At 54.6% G+C, this 17,188-nt stretch carries 16 protein-coding genes and 23 tRNA genes; 8 read left to right on the forward strand and 31 right to left on the reverse strand.

Annotated elements, in window-relative coordinates:
• Positions 1 to 679: 679 nt before the first annotated feature.
• Positions 680 to 750 (reverse strand) — tRNA-Cys (locus Enr13x_RS37585).
• 64 nt (positions 751 to 814) lie between these two features.
• Between Enr13x_RS37585 and Enr13x_RS02050 the strand changes: the two genes are divergently transcribed.
• Positions 815 to 1,180: a four helix bundle protein gene (locus Enr13x_RS02050; protein WP_145384474.1), complete on the forward strand. Its 366-nt coding sequence runs from the start codon at positions 815 to 817 to the stop codon at positions 1,178 to 1,180.
• Here Enr13x_RS02050 and Enr13x_RS02055 read toward each other — a convergent pair.
• The 3 genes from Enr13x_RS02055 to Enr13x_RS02065 all read right to left on the reverse strand — a co-directional run bounded on the left by Enr13x_RS02055 (position 1,177) and on the right by Enr13x_RS02065 (position 3,154).
• Entirely contained in the window at positions 1,177 to 1,737 is a 561-nt protein-coding gene (locus Enr13x_RS02055; protein WP_145384475.1) for a hypothetical protein, read from the reverse strand. The genes Enr13x_RS02050 and Enr13x_RS02055 overlap by 4 nt on opposite strands.
• A 31-nt stretch (positions 1,738 to 1,768) precedes the next feature.
• Complete coding sequence (locus tag Enr13x_RS02060; RefSeq protein ID WP_231744050.1) at positions 1,769 to 2,305, reverse strand: endonuclease V; 537 nt, start codon at positions 2,303 to 2,305, stop codon at positions 1,769 to 1,771.
• A 69-nt stretch (positions 2,306 to 2,374) separates the two neighbouring features.
• The gene (locus Enr13x_RS02065) at positions 2,375 to 3,154 is read right to left on the reverse strand and encodes a DUF5677 domain-containing protein (protein WP_145384476.1); all 780 of its coding nucleotides are present in this window, start codon (positions 3,152 to 3,154) and stop codon (positions 2,375 to 2,377) included.
• Between the two features lie 394 nt (positions 3,155 to 3,548).
• Between Enr13x_RS02065 and tnpA the strand changes: the two genes are divergently transcribed.
• The 4 genes from tnpA to Enr13x_RS02080 all read left to right on the forward strand — a co-directional run bounded on the left by tnpA (position 3,549) and on the right by Enr13x_RS02080 (position 6,260).
• On the forward strand, positions 3,549 to 3,896 hold the full coding sequence (gene tnpA, locus Enr13x_RS37590; protein WP_197455455.1) for an IS66 family insertion sequence element accessory protein TnpA: 348 nt from the start codon (positions 3,549 to 3,551) through the stop codon (positions 3,894 to 3,896).
• The gene (tnpB, locus tag Enr13x_RS37595; RefSeq protein ID WP_261344157.1) at positions 3,893 to 4,255 is read left to right on the forward strand and encodes an IS66 family insertion sequence element accessory protein TnpB; all 363 of its coding nucleotides are present in this window, start codon (positions 3,893 to 3,895) and stop codon (positions 4,253 to 4,255) included. The genes tnpA and tnpB overlap by 4 nt, the downstream gene beginning before the upstream one ends.
• Positions 4,256 to 4,341: 86 nt before the next feature.
• Positions 4,342 to 5,970, forward strand: coding sequence for an IS66 family transposase (tnpC, locus tag Enr13x_RS02075; RefSeq protein ID WP_145384478.1), 1,629 nt, complete (start codon positions 4,342 to 4,344; stop codon positions 5,968 to 5,970).
• Positions 5,970 to 6,260 (forward strand): hypothetical protein, encoded by a 291-nt coding sequence (locus tag Enr13x_RS02080; RefSeq protein WP_145384479.1) that lies wholly within the window; start codon positions 5,970 to 5,972, stop codon positions 6,258 to 6,260. The genes tnpC and Enr13x_RS02080 overlap by 1 nt, the downstream gene beginning before the upstream one ends.
• Positions 6,261 to 6,738: 478 nt before the next feature.
• Here the strand turns inward: Enr13x_RS02080 and Enr13x_RS02085 are convergent, their stop codons facing one another.
• The 8 genes from Enr13x_RS02085 to Enr13x_RS02110 all read right to left on the reverse strand — a co-directional run bounded on the left by Enr13x_RS02085 (position 6,739) and on the right by Enr13x_RS02110 (position 9,890).
• Entirely contained in the window at positions 6,739 to 7,581 is an 843-nt protein-coding gene (locus Enr13x_RS02085) for a slipin family protein (protein ID WP_197455713.1), read from the reverse strand.
• Between the two features lie 176 nt (positions 7,582 to 7,757).
• Positions 7,758 to 7,829, reverse strand: a tRNA-Arg gene (locus Enr13x_RS37600).
• Between the two features lie 81 nt (positions 7,830 to 7,910).
• Entirely contained in the window at positions 7,911 to 8,285 is a 375-nt protein-coding gene (locus Enr13x_RS02090; protein ID WP_145384480.1) for a hypothetical protein, read from the reverse strand.
• Positions 8,286 to 8,496: 211 nt separating this feature from the next.
• A tRNA-His gene (locus Enr13x_RS02095) sits at positions 8,497 to 8,573 on the reverse strand.
• Positions 8,574 to 8,611: 38 nt separating this feature from the next.
• Positions 8,612 to 9,418 carry a hypothetical protein gene (locus Enr13x_RS02100; protein ID WP_145384481.1) on the reverse strand — a complete coding sequence of 269 codons (807 nt, stop codon included), beginning with the start codon at positions 9,416 to 9,418 and terminating at the stop codon, positions 8,612 to 8,614.
• 71 nt (positions 9,419 to 9,489) lie between these two features.
• Positions 9,490 to 9,561 (reverse strand) — tRNA-Arg (locus tag Enr13x_RS02105).
• A 12-nt stretch (positions 9,562 to 9,573) separates the two neighbouring features.
• Positions 9,574 to 9,659, reverse strand: a tRNA-Ser gene (locus Enr13x_RS37605).
• 158 nt (positions 9,660 to 9,817) lie between these two features.
• Positions 9,818 to 9,890, reverse strand: a tRNA-Val gene (locus Enr13x_RS02110).
• 216 nt (positions 9,891 to 10,106) lie between these two features.
• Between Enr13x_RS02110 and Enr13x_RS02115 the strand changes: the two genes are divergently transcribed.
• Positions 10,107 to 10,463: a four helix bundle protein gene (locus Enr13x_RS02115; RefSeq protein ID WP_145384482.1), complete on the forward strand. Its 357-nt coding sequence runs from the start codon at positions 10,107 to 10,109 to the stop codon at positions 10,461 to 10,463.
• 43 nt (positions 10,464 to 10,506) lie between these two features.
• Here the strand turns inward: Enr13x_RS02115 and Enr13x_RS02120 are convergent.
• From Enr13x_RS02120 to Enr13x_RS02145, 6 genes are all read right to left on the reverse strand, one after another.
• Positions 10,507 to 10,585, reverse strand: a tRNA-Leu gene (locus Enr13x_RS02120).
• Between the two features lie 9 nt (positions 10,586 to 10,594).
• Positions 10,595 to 10,667 (reverse strand) — tRNA-Asp (locus Enr13x_RS02125).
• Positions 10,668 to 10,739: 72 nt separating this feature from the next.
• Positions 10,740 to 10,813: transfer RNA gene (locus Enr13x_RS02130), tRNA-Leu, on the reverse strand.
• An 11-nt stretch (positions 10,814 to 10,824) separates the two neighbouring features.
• A tRNA-Ala gene (locus Enr13x_RS02135) sits at positions 10,825 to 10,895 on the reverse strand.
• A gap of 64 nt (positions 10,896 to 10,959) precedes the next feature.
• Positions 10,960 to 11,033, reverse strand: a tRNA-Leu gene (locus tag Enr13x_RS02140).
• A gap of 13 nt (positions 11,034 to 11,046) precedes the next feature.
• Positions 11,047 to 11,118 (reverse strand) — tRNA-Val (locus Enr13x_RS02145).
• A gap of 57 nt (positions 11,119 to 11,175) precedes the next feature.
• Here Enr13x_RS02145 and Enr13x_RS02150 point away from each other — a divergent pair.
• Complete coding sequence (locus Enr13x_RS02150; protein ID WP_145384483.1) at positions 11,176 to 11,520, forward strand: four helix bundle protein; 345 nt, start codon at positions 11,176 to 11,178, stop codon at positions 11,518 to 11,520.
• Positions 11,521 to 11,561: 41 nt separating this feature from the next.
• Here the strand turns inward: Enr13x_RS02150 and Enr13x_RS02155 are convergent.
• From Enr13x_RS02155 to Enr13x_RS02205, 12 genes are all read right to left on the reverse strand, one after another.
• A tRNA-Trp gene (locus tag Enr13x_RS02155) sits at positions 11,562 to 11,632 on the reverse strand.
• A 121-nt stretch (positions 11,633 to 11,753) separates the two neighbouring features.
• Positions 11,754 to 11,836: transfer RNA gene (locus Enr13x_RS37610), tRNA-Ser, on the reverse strand.
• Between the two features lie 21 nt (positions 11,837 to 11,857).
• Positions 11,858 to 11,932, reverse strand: a tRNA-Glu gene (locus Enr13x_RS02160).
• Positions 11,933 to 12,292: 360 nt separating this feature from the next.
• Positions 12,293 to 12,365 (reverse strand) — tRNA-Asn (locus Enr13x_RS02170).
• 94 nt (positions 12,366 to 12,459) lie between these two features.
• A tRNA-Pro gene (locus Enr13x_RS02175) sits at positions 12,460 to 12,533 on the reverse strand.
• 66 nt (positions 12,534 to 12,599) lie between these two features.
• Positions 12,600 to 12,670, reverse strand: a tRNA-Gly gene (locus Enr13x_RS02180).
• A 53-nt stretch (positions 12,671 to 12,723) separates the two neighbouring features.
• Positions 12,724 to 12,794 (reverse strand) — tRNA-Thr (locus Enr13x_RS02185).
• A gap of 10 nt (positions 12,795 to 12,804) precedes the next feature.
• Positions 12,805 to 12,877, reverse strand: a tRNA-Lys gene (locus tag Enr13x_RS02190).
• 81 nt (positions 12,878 to 12,958) lie between these two features.
• Positions 12,959 to 13,032, reverse strand: a tRNA-Ile gene (locus Enr13x_RS02195).
• Positions 13,033 to 13,340: 308 nt separating this feature from the next.
• Positions 13,341 to 13,442 (reverse strand) — tRNA-Pro (locus tag Enr13x_RS37615).
• 42 nt (positions 13,443 to 13,484) lie between these two features.
• Positions 13,485 to 13,556, reverse strand: a tRNA-Phe gene (locus tag Enr13x_RS02200).
• Between the two features lie 571 nt (positions 13,557 to 14,127).
• Positions 14,128 to 14,595 (reverse strand): DUF1569 domain-containing protein, encoded by a 468-nt coding sequence (locus Enr13x_RS02205; RefSeq protein ID WP_197455714.1) that lies wholly within the window; start codon positions 14,593 to 14,595, stop codon positions 14,128 to 14,130.
• A 79-nt stretch (positions 14,596 to 14,674) separates the two neighbouring features.
• Here Enr13x_RS02205 and Enr13x_RS02210 point away from each other — a divergent pair, with 79 nt between their 5' ends.
• Positions 14,675 to 15,232, forward strand: coding sequence for a GNAT family N-acetyltransferase (locus tag Enr13x_RS02210; RefSeq protein WP_145384484.1), 558 nt, complete (start codon positions 14,675 to 14,677; stop codon positions 15,230 to 15,232).
• A gap of 1,061 nt (positions 15,233 to 16,293) precedes the next feature.
• Here Enr13x_RS02210 and Enr13x_RS02220 read toward each other — a convergent pair.
• Complete coding sequence (locus tag Enr13x_RS02220; RefSeq protein ID WP_145384485.1) at positions 16,294 to 17,103, reverse strand: TIGR02452 family protein; 810 nt, start codon at positions 17,101 to 17,103, stop codon at positions 16,294 to 16,296.
• Positions 17,104 to 17,188 lie beyond the last annotated feature (85 nt).

The raw sequence follows: 17,188 nt of genomic DNA on the forward strand, positions 1-17,188 counted from the left end.
CCAGCGATGCTGGGCGGGGCTCGAACCCGCTTCTCGTGCAAGCACGTGTCTTAATCCATGTATTCCAAACTGGCAGTCGCCTTGTTCGGCTATTCAAAAACAACTGACGAAGTGTTGACCAGAGACTTCTTTCGCGTGTCTTCCAATTGCACCACTACGATCGCGGATCGTAGGCGGGATTCGAACCCGCACAGTCTTTCGACCACGAAAACCCTATGTACTCCAAATCGGCAGTCAGTTGTATTTTGTTGGCGACGAAGTTGTGTTCAGAGGTTGGCTCCCAAGTGAGCCCGCGCCGGTGTTTTGAAAAAGTCGGCGCGACGGGAATCGAACTCGCATGTACTCCAAATCGGCAGTCGCCGTGTTTTGTAAAAGCTCGACGAAGTGGTCGTCGAGATCGCTGTTCGCTTCCATCACTTTCGCGATTAGAAGCAAACGCCGCTCTTACCAACCGTTTTCACGGTCGGCAGTGGGCACACACGATTGCATTTACGAGAGATGGAAACCGTGTTCACTACCTTCGGTCGCCCGAAGGATCGCTACCTTAGGACCGTCATAGTTACGATGTAATCCCAACAGGCAGTCGAGCTTTGTATTGGTTTGCGACGGATCGACGAGGTAACAGCTCAGATGGGACACATTTTCAAGATGTAATCCGAGCCTGCAGTCGATTCGTCAGAAACGCTGGTGGGAGTCGAACCCACTTTGACCGGGTTGCAGCCGGTTGCCTGGCCATCTGGCTCCAGCGTTTTAGTAGTCTGTAGGTAATAGTCTCTAGTCTTTAGTTTTTGGTTCGCGGAAAAGGAGCGAAGAAGTGAGAGATCATCGGAACCTGCGTGCGTTTCAACTTGCTGATGCGCTGGTCATTGATTTGTATCGGGCGACCAAGTCGTTTCCGCGAGATGAAATGTTTGGGCTGACGTCGCAACTTCGACGTGCCGTGGTTTCAATCGCATCGAATATTGTCGAGGGCTGCGCTCGCGAATCGCAGCCCGACTTTGTTCGATTCCTCGATATGGCGTTTTCCTCGGCGCGTGAAGTGGAATACCAGCTAACCGTAGCCGCCCGCCTGGAATATCTTCCCACAGATCTAGCGGATTCATTGAATCGGCAGATCGTTGAAACGTCGAAAGTGCTGTACGGATTGATCCGTTCGCTGCGGAAATCTACTACAGACTAAAGACTATGGACTATCCACTCCCTCGTGACTCGCGATTCAACCCGATCGCCGATTTCGGCGAAGAACCAATCCAGCGGTTCGGTCGACTTGCCGGCCGTGCATCCGTCAACGATTAGGAATGTCAGGAACAAATCCCAGTCGTCGATCAGGTCGAGCAGTCGCCCAAGGCGATCTGTGTAATAGCCTCCATAACGGTGCTTCTTCCAGAGCGCGAACGGCTCGTCGTGGAACTGAACCATGTTCAGTAAATCGGAATCGCTGACATACTTCGCGAGGAATTGCCTTGCCAATGAAGCGTGGCTTTGCGGATCTGCGATCGCAACGCCGGACTTTGCATCGGGCTTAAACGTATCGTGCGTGTGGATCAGCACTCGAAGCTTACAGATCTCTTCGTCCGACAACCGTGGCTTGAGTCGTTCCAGGTTGGATTCGAGATCAGCGATATGCTTGCGAATGGAGCCTTCCGGGTGACCCGATCGCGGTTTTCCCCAATCGAGATTCGCTTCGTAGGCCGGGTCGGATTTTAAGCTGTTTAGGATTTCTTCGTAGTTTGTCATGGTGTTCCCTCACCTGGTGTTTGGGTTTTGTTTATTCGTTGGGTAGATCTTGGCGGCTCAATTGATCAGCACGCTTCAGGATCGTTGGCTGGCGATGGGGGCCATGCATCGCACCGATGTTGACGACTGCTTGGGCAATCGGGACTCCTGCGGCCGTGATGTACAGCGGTCGGTCGCTCTTGCCTCGTCGAAGTTCAGTTGCATGATCCGTGTCTTTGAACGGATTCTTGGCAACTCCGATAACGGGCACCTTGCGATCGGACGCTTCGAACAGATGAGCCCCCAGTCCGGGACGATGGTCTCCATCCAACCAGACATAGCCGTCAACGACAATGCAGGTTGGTCGTTGATCAAGCTTGGCCAGCACCGCTTGGATGCATGGCAGTTCTCGACGATAGAACTCGCCCGGCTGGTAGTCCTTCACCTCGTGGATTTTTGCCACATGTTCTGCGGTCGGGCGAGCGTCTCGCCAATTCTTGATGACAACGCATGCCGCTCTTGCCGCGGTGTCCGTGTATCCGACATCGAGACAAGCAATCACCAGAGCGTTCGTGTCTTTCTCCATCATTAGGGTATTCAAATCAAAAGGACCAGCCAACGAAGTGTAGGCTCAGCACATTTCCGAGTGGCGTTTTGTTCAGTGATCCGGACCAAAATATGGCTTTGACAGCACGTCGAGAATCTGTTGATCTACATTGTCAAGAACTATGTGATTGTGTTTGACACAGAAATTTGCAATTCGCCCAACGATCGTCGAGGCCCAGTGCAATAAGTGGTCGCTCGAAACCAGCGGTCCGCATTGCACCGCCATTGGACTGGAGTGTACGCATCCATGGAAGTGACGAAGCACTGAATCGTATTCGTCAGAATTCCCTACTCGATCGGCAACTTCTGCCAACGTACCGCGATACCAGGTGTTCCTGGTTCCAGGTCCGTGTTTGATCGTTCCATCCTTCTTTCTACGCTCGTTCAAAAATCTTGCTTTCACTCGATCGTATTCGTTGTTTAGCCGCTTTTCTCCCTCGTCTCTGTTAGGCGACGATTGCAGATGTTGAGTAAGCGAGGTTTCATGCCGCATGATCGATTCTTTCAATTTGAATCGTTCGATGTGCTGGAAATCGATATAGTCCTGAGCTAGGGCCTCAGACTCGCTTGGGTCATGACAAATCAGTGCTGCCTGAAGGTACGCATCGTACATTGCGCGAAGGAGTGTTCCTGCGTCGACACCGTACCCTTCTGAGTCGTCGGTATTATTCTGCAATGTGTAAATTGATCGCCATGAATTGCCTACCCTCACCAACAGCATCAAAAGTGCATGGGCCGTCGCATTCTGATCCTTGCGCAAATTCGATTCTTGGACAATAACGCGAAATAGGCGAAGCAAATGGTCGTCTGCGTTGACATCACTTTCCGACATGTTTCACACCCCTGGATGATTTGGTTGATCTTATTTGACGTATTCTAAGATTGATCTGAAGAAGCGTCCCCGCCAGGAATCGAACCTGATCTACGACCTTCGCACGGTCGCGTGCTGTCCGGCACACTCCAAGGACGAAAAATCGCAGGACCGATGATCGAATCGCCGATCCTGCTTGAATTGAATCGGAATGCCGATTCGCCTCCGTCACGAATCGTGCTTTCCTGAATCAGTTCCATTGAGACTGACTCGGTCGAGACCGAGATACAGTCGCGCATTACCGTTCTGCGCGAGTTCACGCAGCGTTTCGAGTTCGGCCAGTGTAAGCGTTCTATCTTCCCATGTTGACGGGAGCGGTAGCGTGGTGGGTTTCTTTCCACTTTTGGAGAAACCCATGGCACGATTGCCCGACCCACAGCTCGCCCGGCAATGGCGAGAGCGACTCGATCGATTTGAGCACTCTGAATTGACTGTCGCAAAATTCTGCGAAGTCGAAGGATACTCGGCGGCCTCCTTCTATCAGTGGCGGCGAAAGCTCCGCGACGAAAAGTCTCCCGGTGACCCGGCATTCATCCCCGTACAGTTCGATGCCAGCGAGCTTTCATGCGCAGCCCGGCGAGGCTTCGAAATCGACTTGCCCGGTGGGGCGACCGTCAAAGTGCCGCCGGATGCGACCACCGTCGAGAGACGCGAGCTGATCGCCGATATCGTCCAAGCGACTGCGGTCGAGGTAACGCTGTGATCGCAATCTCACCAACGACACGCATTTTCGTCTGCACCGACGCGACCGACATGCGAAAAGGATTCTGCGGTTTGTCGGGCCTCGTCAAAGCACACTTCCAGATCGACCTGTTCTCTGGTCACTTGTTTGTTTTCTTCAATCGCAGGCGTGACTACGTCAAGGTCTTGGCCTGGGACAAAGACGGTCTTTCTATCTGGTCGAAGCGACTCGAGCGTGGAACCTTTGAGAAGCTGACGCGAAGTTCCGACGGTGACTTGGAGATCGATTCGGCGGAACTAATCATGATGCTTCGCGGTGTGCAGATCGAAGGAACGCAGCGAAGGAAACGCTACTCGATTGACACAGCCAAAGTGGCGTAGCGGCAAGCGAAAAGAACTCCAAGAAATTGCAAACGCAAGGTGGTCATCTGCCTTGCGTTTTTTGTTGATCGCGCTAAAACAACCGTATGACTGAGCCGGAGAATCAAGACGACTTGCAGAGCCTCCGGCGGTTCAATGATGAGTTGGTCGAAACGGTTCAGTCACAACAGAAGACGATCGCACAACTTCGCGAAGAACTGAACCTGTACCGTCGCAAACTGTTTGGTCAATCCTCCGAGCGGCATGCCGAAGACGATTCGCAGTTGCATCTGTTCGATCTCGGCGAGTCGGTCAATGAAGGCGATGATGACGAGCAGGATCCGCCGAAGTCTCGCAAGAAGCGACGCCGTAAGAAGAAGTCCGAAAAACTACCGGCTCACTTGAGACGCAAGATCATCGAGGCGGACGTCTCGTCCAAAGAGCGAATGTGTTCTTGCTGTGGCGAAGAGATGCCCATCATTGGCACGGACATCAGCGAGCGGCTCGATCTGATTCCGGCGGAACTCTTCGTTTGGGAAATCCGTCGTCATAAGCGTGCCTGTGGCAAGTGCAGAGAGTCGATCGCGCAGGTTCCCGCCGGCAGCGAGCCCGGTGGACCGACCACGCCGGTTGCCGGCAGTGATTATGGCTTTGGCGTTTACACGCAAATCATCACCAACAAGTTTGCCGACCATTTGCCACTGTATCGAGGTGAAGATATCTTCGCCCGCGCAGGCGTGATGATCCCGAGAAACACGCAGTTTGGGATGCTTGTGAACATCGCGGCACTCGTCGCACCGCTGATCGCCTTGATGAAATCGCGAATCGTTTCGGGCCGCGTACTGGGCGTCGATGACACGTCGGTGCGGCTGCAAGATCCTGCCTTGCCCGGCAAGATGCGAACGGCTCGCTTCTGGCTGTATCGTGGCCGCGAAGACCATCCGTACAACGTGTTCGACTTTACCGAGAGTCGTGGGCGCGACGGTCCGGCGGGATTCTTGAAGGATTTTCACGGCCACGCGGTGGTCGACGCCTATGGAGTTCACGAGGGAGTCTACCTGGGGAAACACGATCAGATCTTTGCCGCGTGTTGTAACTGTCACGCTCGGAGGAAGTTCGTCGAAGCAAAGCCGAACGATCCGGTGGCCGCTGCGCGTGCGCTTGCGATGTACCGAGGACTTTATGACGTCGAGGATCGCGCAAAGCAGTGTAGTGCCGACGAGCGTCTTGAGCTTCGCCAGCTTGAATCGGCCCCGTTGATGAACCAACTCCATGACTGGTTGATCGAGAAGAGCAGCGATCCGCGAGTGTTGCCCAAGAGTTCGCTTGGCAAGGCCGTCAGGTACTCGCTGAATCAGTGGGACGAGTTAACGGTGTTTCTAGGCGATGGAGCGATTCCGTTTGACAACAACCAAACAGAGAACGAGCTTCGGAGCCTGACGATCGGTCGTCAGAACTGGTTGTTCGTCGGCTCCAATCGCGGTGGCGAAGTAGCCGCTGCGATGTACAGCTTGGTATCATCGGCGGCGCGGCATCATCTCGATGCTTGGGCTTACGTGGACGATTGCCTTCGCAAGCTTGCCGGTGGCTCGACGGACTACGAAGCGTTGCTTCCGGATGTTTGGCGAGGCCGCCATCCCGAGAGCATTCGAGTGTATCGTGATGCCGAGCAGGCGTCGCGACGATTGACAACTCAGCAACGCCGCGTGCGTCGGCGCGAAGCCAAGGTGGCGTGATGTCGGACTTGACCGAGCGAATCCAATTGACGCGTGAACATCGCGACTTGATCCTGAAGTACGGCTACGTGTCAGGCCGTTTGGAGGCGTCGCTTCGTCGTTGGCCGAAGGATCAACTGCTTCGCCGAGTTGGGATGACTCGGGTGGAACTGCACCTGCTGATCGGCGACCTGAGCCACTCGTGCGTCAAGGGCAAAGCGGGTTCCGATGTTGAAGCGGTCGCTGACCTGTGCGACCACCTGGAGTACGCCCAACGCACCGGGGATGGCGATCTCGACATTCTATGGTGACATCAGATCGGCTCCCTGCCATTTGAACCGCCCAAGTGGAAGATGCGTCGGCGTGCAAAGCTATCGCCAGCTTCGTGAATCGACTGGCCGTAGTTGATCAGCGATGGCAAAGCGGCAGCGTCTTGATCTCCCGTGGCACATGGCAGATCGAAGAACGCCTGGCCGACATGACTTGCGAGGTGTGATCAAGCGGCTCTTTTTCTTTCAGCAAAAGATCGAATCCGTTGACCGCACTTCGCGCGATTGCTTGGGAGTCGAGCGGAAACAGAACTCAGAGACATCCCAACGAGATCAAAACGCAGTATCCGCGGCAGCGCCGATGACCTGCGTGCTGGAGACGTTTGAAGCTGCCGCGGTAGCATCGGTTAGGCCACAAACACAAAGCGTGATTTTGGACTGCAGTGGCGATCAAGGTCTCCGGCGTTTTTGCGTTGGTCACGAATCCCGAAATGTTGATACGCCGACACCGCCACCGCGGTCAATTCGCCACAATGGCCCGATGGATCTTCGGATTGGTGAAAAGCAGTCGCCGGCCGCCCGAGCCACGAAGCGACACCTGGGCAGATAGAACGCTTACGCTTTCCAGTGCCTCGGCTGCCTTGACGCGTTCCGCGTACGCTCGCGTTTCGGCTTCCGCCTTGCCCAGCGTCGCTTCTGCTTCGGCCTGCTCACGCAGTCGTCGTGCTTCGGCGTCTGCCTGGGCATCACGTCGTGTGATTTCAGCTCGAGACTCCGCCTCGATCTGCTCGACTTCCGCTCGCGTTCGCGCCTCGACCAGTTGAGCCTCGCTGTGTCGCTCGGCTGCCAGAACGCGATTCATGATCTCCTGCAGGTTACCTGGGAAGATCAAGTCCTTCACGTCGGCTCGTCGAATCGTAACACCGTAACCGTTTGCTGATTCCGTGACGTCGGACAGGATATCCTCACTCAGCCGGTTTCGGTTGGTGAGAATTTCCTCCAGGTTCATCGACGCCAGTGAACGTCGCGCGGCCAGCTGCACGTCACTGTAAAGTCGATCCTCGAAGTTGTCGACCGTGTGGATCGCCGCCTTCGGGTCCGTCACACGGAACTGCACGAGAATGCTTACTCGGATCGCGACCTTGTCGGCCGTCAAGATTTCCTGGCCCTTAATCGTCAGCTCTCGCTCACGAACGTCGACCAGCATGCACTCGACGGTCGGCAGCTTCTTGAACCAACGCTTTCGCGGCGGAATCTTGTAACGACCTGCTTCCAGGATCTTCGCCAGCTTACCGTCTTCGTAGTACAAACCGCGGTGGGTGTCCTTAATGATGAACTCTCGCTGAGCACCGTTAATCATCATAATGCACCTCCTCTCGGTTCGTGTGATTGATGATTCTAAACTTGAAATTGAATGGAGCCTCGGAGCGGAGCTGATGTGAAGTACGAGCTCATCAGATGTGGAAAATCTGAGCGGTCATTTCGAATGGTGAACGCAGGATCCATTTGCTTGCTCGCTCCTAACACCGCCGAGGCAAGTAACCCGTCCAGGAATCGAACCTGGTCCGACAGTTTCGAAGACTGTCATGCTGTCCAGCACACCCACGGGCCATAATTATTCGGAACGGTGAAGTTCGAAGTTGATTCTTCGTCGTTCGAACTTCACCTTTCCGCGATCAAACAGTAGTCGTGCTACCGTTCGTCATCGTTTGCTAGTTGGATCACGTCGACGGCGATGTCTGCCGCGCCGCGTCCAAGGTCGACGAGAATTGTCTCGTCGTTTGCTGCAGCTTCGATGCGCACCGGAGTGGTTTGCACTCGCAGGTCGTCCAGGTAGTTGACTGCGTAAAAATCGTCTACCTGCCGAAACACATCATCTCCGCTGCGGGCCATGATCGAGCCAACGTCATCGACACTTGTCACGCATGCTCGTCCAACGTCGTCCACACAATGGACTCCCATTCGGGCGACGTCGTCCGCCGATCGAGCAAACAGTGACAGTACGCCGGCCAAGACGGCACCAGCGCCGGTTGCTGCAGCCGAAGTTTCGTTCTGGTCGTCTCTCATCGGTTTACTCCATCATTTGGGTTTTCAAAAGCGTCCTCGCCAGGAATCGAACCTGGTCTACGACCTCCGCAAAGTCGCGTGCGAATCCGGCACACTCCAAGGACGAAAAAGTTCAGAGCCGACGACTGGGCACCAGCATTAGCGAGCCCCAAAAAAGCAACACTGCCAAGAGCGGTGCCTTTCTCAGTCGAGCCACGTCGGCGAATCGTCAGGGTGACCGAAGGGATTTGAACCCTTACCTCTTGCTTCACAGGCAAGTGTGCACAAACCGAGTACACCACGGACACCGTATGAAACGGCTCGCCACCGTGGTGGAGAGCCGCGGGTCAATCGATGAATGCGACGTGTCGCATTGCAATCGATTCGTTTTCTGTGTTCATCATGACTTGGTGCCATCCGTCCAAGATGATCGTCTTGTGATCCGGATGACGCACTCGTCCTCGAACGAACACGCTTGGGTTTCGTCGTTGTGCTACCCAGTGCAGATGACGAAGTTCCGGCTTTCGGCTAATCAATCGCCGATGCTGTCCCTCGGTCAAACCGTTTGGGTATTGGTTGCTGACGTAAACCAGTTGTCCTCCCTGGCGAACGACCTCTTCGCACATGTGGGGCTTTCCACCGCCACGGGCGATCGGCTCGTTTCGCAGAGCCAGACGATCGTCGACGAGTCCTTTGTTCTCAACGGGAACGAAGAACCATTCACCCTGACGGATGAACGCCTCGTTGCGTCGGCGATTACGCTTCCGCGGCTTCACGCCGAGACGGTTTTCGAGTGCTCGGACCGCGGTCGGCTTGAGCGCGTCGAATGCTGTCTTCACCGATGAAACCGAAGCTCGCTCCGGAACGGCCGCAACGAACCAATGACGCTCGTCGTGTCCGCAGAGGAACTTGTGCTTTCCGTCGTCTTGACGCGACATCAACAGCAAGTGGCGTAGTGAAGGCTGAGTATCGATCACCTGCGTTTCGGCCAGTTGGGCTGGCTGAACGGCAATGTCGAAGAACTCGCCCTCGGCGTCGTTGCCGATGTCGATCGAAACTTCGGGAGTGGTTCCCCAACGTCGAACGATGGGAGGGTGGACCTTTGCTCGAGCACCAATCCGGGTGAATTGACGCTCAATCTGATGCATGCTCATGACAATGCCTTTCAAAAGTGTCAAACAAGCGGAATGATGCCGGCAGCCAACGTGACCGCATTTTTCGGAAGTAGCCCGACCAGGAATCGAACCCGGAACTTCTGTTTAGAAGACAGAGATGATTTCCGTTTCACCATCGAGCCGTTTTGCTAAAGCGGAAGGCAAGGGATTTGAACCCTCATCACCTCTTGGTGGCACGCATTAGCAGTGCGGCCCGGCAAACCGTATCCGGCTACCTTCCGAAGTAGTCTTTAGCCGATAGTCCTTAGTCTTTGGCCAGCCACTATGGACTACAGACTATTCACTATGGACTATCGAGAGGTCCGTCCGGGAATTGAACCCGGTCTTCGTCCATACCACAGACGCGTGCTGCCGCAACACTTACAGACCTTGCTTCAGTGATCACGGATGGAATCGAACCATCGGTCTCCTGCTTGTCACGCAGGCGTCTTAGCCGCTGGGCCACGCGATCGGTGGGATTAGTTCCATGTTCGAAGTTCCATGTTCCAAGATGCTCGTGTTAAGCGTGGAACGTGGAACTTCATGCCTGGAACTTAGTCAAGTAGCGGGTTCGGGGGTCGCACCCGACAGTCCAGGCTTATGAGGCCCGGATGAGCACTGGCCCATCCGCGGAAATAGGTTGTTAGGATTTAGGTCGTTAGGACTTAGGTTAAGAAGGAGGAAAACAATGCGTGATCACACGAAACTGCGGGCGTTCGAGTTGGCCGACGAGGTGGCGTTGCTGACGTACAAGTTCACCAGCGGATTCCCGCGTGAAGAACAATTTGGCCTGACGTCCCAAATGCGTCGGGCTGCTGTCTCTGTGCCATCCAACATTGTCGAGGGTTGCGGACGAGGTTCCGATGCAGACTTCGTTCGGTTCCTCGACATGGCGTACGGCTCACTTCGCGAACTCGAGTACCAAACATCGCTTGCTACCCGACTTGGATTCGCACCGGCGCAAAGCGATCTACCCGAACGGCTTGTCGAGACATCCAAGGTTCTCGCCGCCCTTATTCGCTCGCGCCGAAAACCTAATTCCTAAACACCTAATTACTAAACACCTAATTACTAATCCCCTAGTTCAGTAGCGCGGGAGGGAATCGAACCCACAGACATGTCACGGAGGTTTGAGCTCCGCCGCTTTTCCGGTTTGCGTACCGCGCCGTTTGAAAGCGTCCCCGATCGGATTTGAACCGACGACCTCTTGCGTGACAGGCAAGCGAGCACTCCGCTGCTCCACGAGGACCTTGGAAGTTTGAAGTGAGAAGGGTGAAGTGTGAAATTTCAAACTTCGAACTTCACCCTTCAAACTTCCGAATAGCTCAGGTGGGACTCGAACCCACAGCATCTCTGGTTCTAAGCCAAAGTGGTCTGCCAATTGCCTACCGAGCCGTTTTGATAAGTGGAGCACCAGGGAATCGAACCCTGATTTTCTGCTTGCAACACAGACGTCTTCCCGTTGGACGAGCGCCCCATATGTTTTGCGACTAAAGAGACATTAACTCAATGCTTGGTTCGCCTCTTCTGAATTTTTTCAGTACCCAGAGCAGGGATCGAACCTGCAAACACTCGGGTTTAAGCCGAGTCGCTCGTCCGGTTGGCGTACCTGGGCATCTTCATGTCAGTAGTCCCGGATGGAATCGAACCATCGTTTCCTGTTTGTAAGACAGGTGTCGTAGCCGTTGGACCACAGGACTTTGGAAGTTTGAAGTTCGAAGGGGGAAGTTTGAAATGAAATGCGGTAGATTGCTGCCATGAAAAGCGACTTACCTGACCGGACGTTTGCGTTTGCCGAGCGAATTGTGCGTCTCTGCCTCGCGTTGGAAGGCGAGAACACTGTTGCCGCGACACTGGTAAAGCAGCTTCTGCGGTCTGGGACATCGATCGGCGCAAATGTGGAGGAAGCTCAGGCAAGTGAAAGTAAGCGTGACTTCGTTCACAAGTATTCAATTGCAGCCAAAGAGGCTCGCGAAACACACTATTGGTTGCGTTTGCTGGCCAAGACCGAAGTCATTCTTCCATCCCGTCTCGAGCCGCTCACTGCAGAAGCCAATGAACTGGTTGCAATCTTGACATCAATCTGCAAGAAGAACCGCTGACCAGCTTTCAAACTTCGAACTTCACCCTTCAAACTTCCAAGCACGTCCCCAAGGATTTGAACCCTGACTTACTGGTTTGGAATCAGCAGTGCTACCGTTACACCAAGGACGTGAATGAAGTGGGAACGCAAGGAATCGCACCTCTCGCCGACTACCACACAATTAAAGGCAGAAGGGTTACAACCTCCCGTGTGGAAACGCTCCCAAGTTGTCATCTGCGACTGACGTTGAAGCGGAAGCCGTGGGACTCGAACCCACAACGGTCTTAACCGCAGCTGTTTTCAAGACAGTGTCCTCATCCGGCCGGGTGACTTCCGTATTTTGCGTTGGAACGCAGCGACGTGAGCGGGAATCGAACCCGCGGACTCCTGGATGAAAGCCAGACAATTCTGCCAACAGAATCTACCACGCCGTTTGAATGCTTCATTTGAAGCGAGTACCGCATAGGAGTTTCGATCTCCTTCCTGCTGCCTGAGAAGCAACCGACCTAGCCAGTAGTCGAATGCGGCTTAACGAGGGTGACCAACCGGAATTGAACCGGTGACAAACTCATTCACAGTGAGTCTCTGGAAACTCACACCAGATCTGGCCACAGCGCCGAGGACAGGAATCGAACCTGTGTTTGCCTGGTTCAGAGCCAGGTGCAACGACCAACAGTTGCCGCCTCGGTGTAAAACGAACTTCAGCACTCCGTCCGGGAATCGCACCCGATCAGCGGGCTTCAAAGGCCCACGTCGCGTCTACGCGCCGGAGAGAATTGCAATACTGCAAGCTCCGGTGGATGGGCTCGAACCATCAATCGTCTCCTTAACAGGGAGCCGCCCTACCGATTGGGCCACACCGGAATGTCAGTCTTGAGTATTGAGTCTCGAGTTATGAGGGCAAAAACAGAAACGTTGTTTTCTCACGGCTCAAGTCTCAGGTCTCAGGACTCTTCAGTCAGGATGGCTGGATTTGAACCAGCGGTCTCGTGCACCCGAAGCACGCGGATTGCCAAGCTTTCCCACACCCTGATAACAACCTGTAGGTCATGCTGTGCATGACGATCAACTTCCGTCATGCACCGCATGACCTACAAGAGCGCCCAGCGAGAATTGAACTCGCGTCTTCTGCATGGCAAGCAGATGGGTTACCACTACACCATGGGCGCAAAAATGCATCACAACCAAATTGTCAAAGATCACGGATGCCAAGGCATCCAAGAGCACCGAGCCGGAATCGAACCCGCATTGCCTCGTTACGACGGAGGCGTCTTGCCGTTAGACCATCAGTGCTAGTTTTCAGTGGGACCGGTGAGAATCGAACTCACATGATTCGGTTTAAGAGACCGACGCATTACCTTGTCTGCCACAATCCCAAGATCAGTCGCGAGTCTTGAGTAGCGAGTCTTGAGTTTTCGTGCTCAGGACTCATCCCTCAGGACTCAAGTCTTTCTTAGTCGGCGTGGCGGGAATTGAACCCGCGCTCTGTCGCCTGATAAGGACGCCGCTCTCACCCCTGAGCTACACGCCGATGCGTAGCAAGTGGGGCCGGAGAGATTCGAACTCTCGCCTACACGACGACCAACGCATCGTGCGTCGGTGCCCGAAGTCCGTCATGCTGCCAGTTACACCACAACCCCGAGATAGGTATTTAGGTATTAGGCGTTTAGGCTTTAGGTTCGTTTGGCGGATGCTTTGCATCGTTTCTCTCCTTTCAAACTTCACTCTTCGAACTTCAAACTTCCAAAGTGGTAGCCCTGGGAATTGAACTCAGCGCAACTCGGTTATCAGCCGTGTTTGGGCAACCAGCCCTCGACTACCATTTGGTTCCCATCCAAGTCGGACACCTCGGAGTCGAACCGCCCGTCGCGGAGCGATCCACAGAGGAAACACTGTCTCCTGCTCCCAAAGCAGGCGTGCTTCCATCTGCACCTGTATCCGATGTGTGTTGCCGATTCCGTCGGCGCATATCTTCCTTGTCAGTGGGCCGGGAGGCGCTCGAATCCTCGTCTGCGGTTCTTCAGACCGCCGCTAGACCGTCTCAGCTACCAGCCCGCAATAGTGGGTTAGGCTTTAGGCAATTAGGGATTAGGTCCATACACGCGACGAAGTCGACTGACTTCCTAAACACCTACGGTCTAAATCGCTATCACCTAATGAAAAAGGCTCGATGCCTGCGTGACACCGAGCCTTCATGAAGAAAGCAATTCGCTTGAAGCGAGTGTCACGTGAGCAATCGATACGGGGAATTACCGGGCTGGAACGTATTGGCACTGCGCTCATTGTCGCTGGACCAATCGCTACCGCCGAAGGCAATTCCTTCGTGTATCCGTTCGAGTCGACTTGATTGCTGTTTGGTAAACATCGAACTGAAAAACTCTTGCTCGCTTGTCAGGGTGTGACTTGTGTGGACCAGCGTCGGCCGGTTCTGGGGTAATAGACGCTGTTGCCTACGGATGGTTCGCGAAAAATCTCGTTTCTTGTGGACCAGTGCAAAACTAGATGCGCCAAGCCGCGAGATTATTTCACTGGCCTAGAGAAAACTTTGCCATGAATCGCACAGAAGTCAAACGAATTCGGTTGGGCTTTTGTACTCGAAGCTCGTAAGTTTTATTCGGATTGCATTTCACGAAGTCTCGTCACGGCAGCGGAGGTGCCTGAGATGGTGGGCTGCGTGTGCCGCGTGGATCTCCAAGATTCTGTCGCGTGGCAATCGGCCGAAAGCAGGATGCGGAGCAAAGTTGCCGGAATGATTTGCCAATCGCTCGACACTGGCAGCAAATGCGTCCACTTCTGAACCATCGTCCAAATTGTCCGGCGGCATGAACATCGGAGCAGTCCGGATTCCGCGAGGTGAATCGCCGCTTAGCACCTTCGGCAGCAGTATTCGTCGCATCAATGGCCGCAATGGCGCAAACCAAGACATCCAAACCGGATAGCCATCAACGCTGGGATCTTGCACCAAAACCAAGTGCCGGCAGATTTGTCCTAGCGACCAGTTCCCTTGACGGACATAGCCAGTCGCTAACAATTGCCGAGCATCGTCAACCGCCTTCCCCAGAGTTTCAAATTTCAGATCGCGGAGTGCACCCATGTCGTATTTGCCGTTTGCCTAAAATCAGTATCGATACAAAGCTCAGTATGGCCGACTCGCTCAATGATGGACATGAGGCATGAATTCCCACGCAATTCAATTTCGACTCGCTTGCGACGAAGATCAACAACAAATTCTTGCGTTACATCGCGATGCATTTGGCGCCCAAGAAGGCGAAGTGATTGCGAACCTCGTCGCGGCGATGCTCGATGACCTGTCTGCCGAGCCGGCCTATTCGTTTGTTGCCGAGCTGGGTGACCAAGTCGTCGGCCACGCTTTGTTCACCGCGGTACGCATCGAATCCGACGAAACCGCCACCGCACAGATCCTTGCTCCGTTAGGCGTCGCTCAGGAACATCAAGGCAGAGGCATCGGCACCGAGTTGGTGAAGAAAGCATTCGACCGAATTCAAGTAGACGGTGTCGAACTCGTCTTCGTGCTCGGCTACCCCGACTACTATTCGCGATTCGGCTTTGCTCCGGCCGGAGTCCGCGGCTTCCAAGCTCCGTTTCCGATCCTGCCCAAGAACGCCGACGCATGGATGGTCAAAGGGCTCAATCATGGAGCGATCGAACGCTACGCAGGAACCATTCGATGCTGTAATTCGCTCGACCATCCGCAGCTTTGGCAAGAGTGAATCCAGTTTGAGAGTGGCTTTCATCGCCAACGGATCCGGCGTCGCCTTCGACTGGATAAATGACCGGATCGGGTGGCATTTCGGGGTAATACTCGCCGGGGTGACCCGGCGGCAGGTTGTCCGGAGCGGAGCAACCGGGCGAGACGTGGAAGAGATGGTCGGGCGAACGTCGCGGCCCCGTGTGGATTGGTGGCGGCGCGAGGATTTCAACGGACTCTTCGGGGCCATCCGGGACTACTCACGCGCGCGCCGACGCTGTTTTCTGCCTGCTATGGAGAATGACGATTGACATCGCTGTCGAGGTCGTCCAACTAGCGAACGGCAACGCCCGACTGTACCTGAATGGAAGCATAAAGTTCGAAGAGTGAAGTGTGAAACTCAGGAACGCGATTTCCGGATGATGGTGGTCAGGATAGCGATGAACGGAGTGGCGGGCGAACCTGAATCAGGATTTCGCCCTCCACTTTTTCAGTTCCACTCTCAGACGTGCAGCATCCAGAGGCGACGCGAGTCATCGGTCATGACCAGAATCTCACTTGCTTACCCCAAAATCCCTGGAAGCTCGAAGGCTCCGTTTCGGCGATGTGTTGCTTTTGAAAAGTACGACGGAACGAATCTGCATTGGGTTTGGGATTGGGAACTCCAATGGCATGCGTTCGGAACCCGCCGTGACAGGTTTGACCTGGATACATCAGGCGTTGACGCTTTCAATGCAGCCCACGTCGGGTTGGAGGAGGCGGCCGACATATTCAGAGAGTCATTGGCAAGGCAATTCCTGGCGAAGTATGTCAGCGATTCCGACTTGCTGAACATGGTTCCGCTTCACTCTCGGCGGCAACGGTTTCCCTCTCGTCGTCGAGATAGGCTTTCATGACGCACTGTCAGGCCAGTTCAAAATAGATCGCGAGCATTTTAACATACGCCAAAGACACCGAGGCGACTCGTCGGGGTCGGTGACGCGTGGCTGGTACATCTGGGCCATCCCAACAGGTCGATTCGACGTCGACCACCAAAATCTGATCTAGTTTTTTGGCCATCTGTTCTTCCTTGTCGTGTGATCACTAGGCGCTGAAGGTATCGCGGAACGCATCCAGATTGGCTTTGCTCTGACGGCCTTTGCCAGGAATCGCGAATACGATTTCGTCGATTCCGCCTCCGTCCTTTTCGATCGCCGATTTCGCCGTCCGTGAAGCCATCACAGGATCACCTCCGAAAGCGCCGCATCCCCAGGCACCCAGCAGCAACCGCTTCGCACCCCGGTCTCGAGCGATCCGAAGCACGTTTCTCCATCGTTGCTCAAACGTTTGTTCGAGTTCTCGGGTCGCGGTTGGTTTGTTTCTCAAGAACGGGCCACTGTTCGGCGCCGGGGCCGTGACAACTGAAGCAAAGAACGGCTCGGCAAGCAACTCGCCGGTGCCGCGTGTCTTGAAGAACGGAACCGACGGACTGAAGATCACGTGGTCGGTGTAGAGTAGCGACGATTGAGCGCGATTGGTCTCGTAGTAGTCCATGCACTGGATCAAACACGGATACAAACCGCTGCAGCGACACAGGTCCTCATCCTGTGCCTTCGCACCATTCAGAAATCCGCCGCCGGGATTTCGGGCCGATGCGAAGTTCAACAGCGCAGCTTCTCCTTGTTCGGCCAAGGTCTGGGCTACAATTTGAGTCGTCCCGTCCACCACGCGAATCGTTTGGTCTTCATCGGCTGGCGACGCGGATAGCGCAGCGATTTCATCGGGTCGGTAGAGGCGTGTGCCACGGACGGCCGACCCTTGCTGCTCGGCAAACTTCACGGTCCGACCGTCTGCTTGATATTCGCCCGCCTCGATCAGGTCGAGTGTTTCTTGTGCGAGTTGTTTCAGTGTCATGTTGAATTCCTTCCTGCGGGATTCTCCGTTAAATCATGACAGGACACGATCCTCGGTGTTTTGGTTCGCGTTTCAAAAACACTAA

Origin of the sequence: Stieleria neptunia (assembly GCF_007754155.1) — a bacterium.
Taxonomy (GTDB): Bacteria; Planctomycetota; Planctomycetia; order Pirellulales; family Pirellulaceae; genus Stieleria; species Stieleria neptunia.

What these genes read in the sequence shown, in the direction of transcription:
- Enr13x_RS02055 (WP_145384475.1), bottom strand. Translation starts at nt 1,737, where the DNA reads ATGACAAACTACGAAGAAATCCTAAACAGCTTAAAATCCGACCCGGCC.
- Enr13x_RS02060 (WP_231744050.1), bottom strand. Translation starts at nt 2,305, where the DNA reads ATGATGGAGAAAGACACGAACGCTCTGGTGATTGCTTGTCTCGATGTC.
- Enr13x_RS02065 (WP_145384476.1), bottom strand. Translation starts at nt 3,154, where the DNA reads ATGTCGGAAAGTGATGTCAACGCAGACGACCATTTGCTTCGCCTATTT.
- tnpA (WP_197455455.1), top strand. Translation starts at nt 3,549, where the DNA reads ATGGCACGATTGCCCGACCCACAGCTCGCCCGGCAATGGCGAGAGCGA.
- tnpC (WP_145384478.1), top strand. Translation starts at nt 4,342, where the DNA reads ATGACTGAGCCGGAGAATCAAGACGACTTGCAGAGCCTCCGGCGGTTC.
- Enr13x_RS02080 (WP_145384479.1), top strand. Translation starts at nt 5,970, where the DNA reads ATGTCGGACTTGACCGAGCGAATCCAATTGACGCGTGAACATCGCGAC.
- Enr13x_RS02085 (WP_197455713.1), bottom strand. Translation starts at nt 7,581, where the DNA reads ATGATGATTAACGGTGCTCAGCGAGAGTTCATCATTAAGGACACCCAC.
- Enr13x_RS02090 (WP_145384480.1), bottom strand. Translation starts at nt 8,285, where the DNA reads ATGAGAGACGACCAGAACGAAACTTCGGCTGCAGCAACCGGCGCTGGT.
- Enr13x_RS02100 (WP_145384481.1), bottom strand. Translation starts at nt 9,418, where the DNA reads ATGAGCATGCATCAGATTGAGCGTCAATTCACCCGGATTGGTGCTCGA.
- Enr13x_RS02115 (WP_145384482.1), top strand. Translation starts at nt 10,107, where the DNA reads ATGCGTGATCACACGAAACTGCGGGCGTTCGAGTTGGCCGACGAGGTG.
- Enr13x_RS02150 (WP_145384483.1), top strand. Translation starts at nt 11,176, where the DNA reads ATGAAAAGCGACTTACCTGACCGGACGTTTGCGTTTGCCGAGCGAATT.
- Enr13x_RS02205 (WP_197455714.1), bottom strand. Translation starts at nt 14,595, where the DNA reads ATGGGTGCACTCCGCGATCTGAAATTTGAAACTCTGGGGAAGGCGGTT.
- Enr13x_RS02210 (WP_145384484.1), top strand. Translation starts at nt 14,675, where the DNA reads ATGAATTCCCACGCAATTCAATTTCGACTCGCTTGCGACGAAGATCAA.
- Enr13x_RS02220 (WP_145384485.1), bottom strand. Translation starts at nt 17,103, where the DNA reads ATGACACTGAAACAACTCGCACAAGAAACACTCGACCTGATCGAGGCG.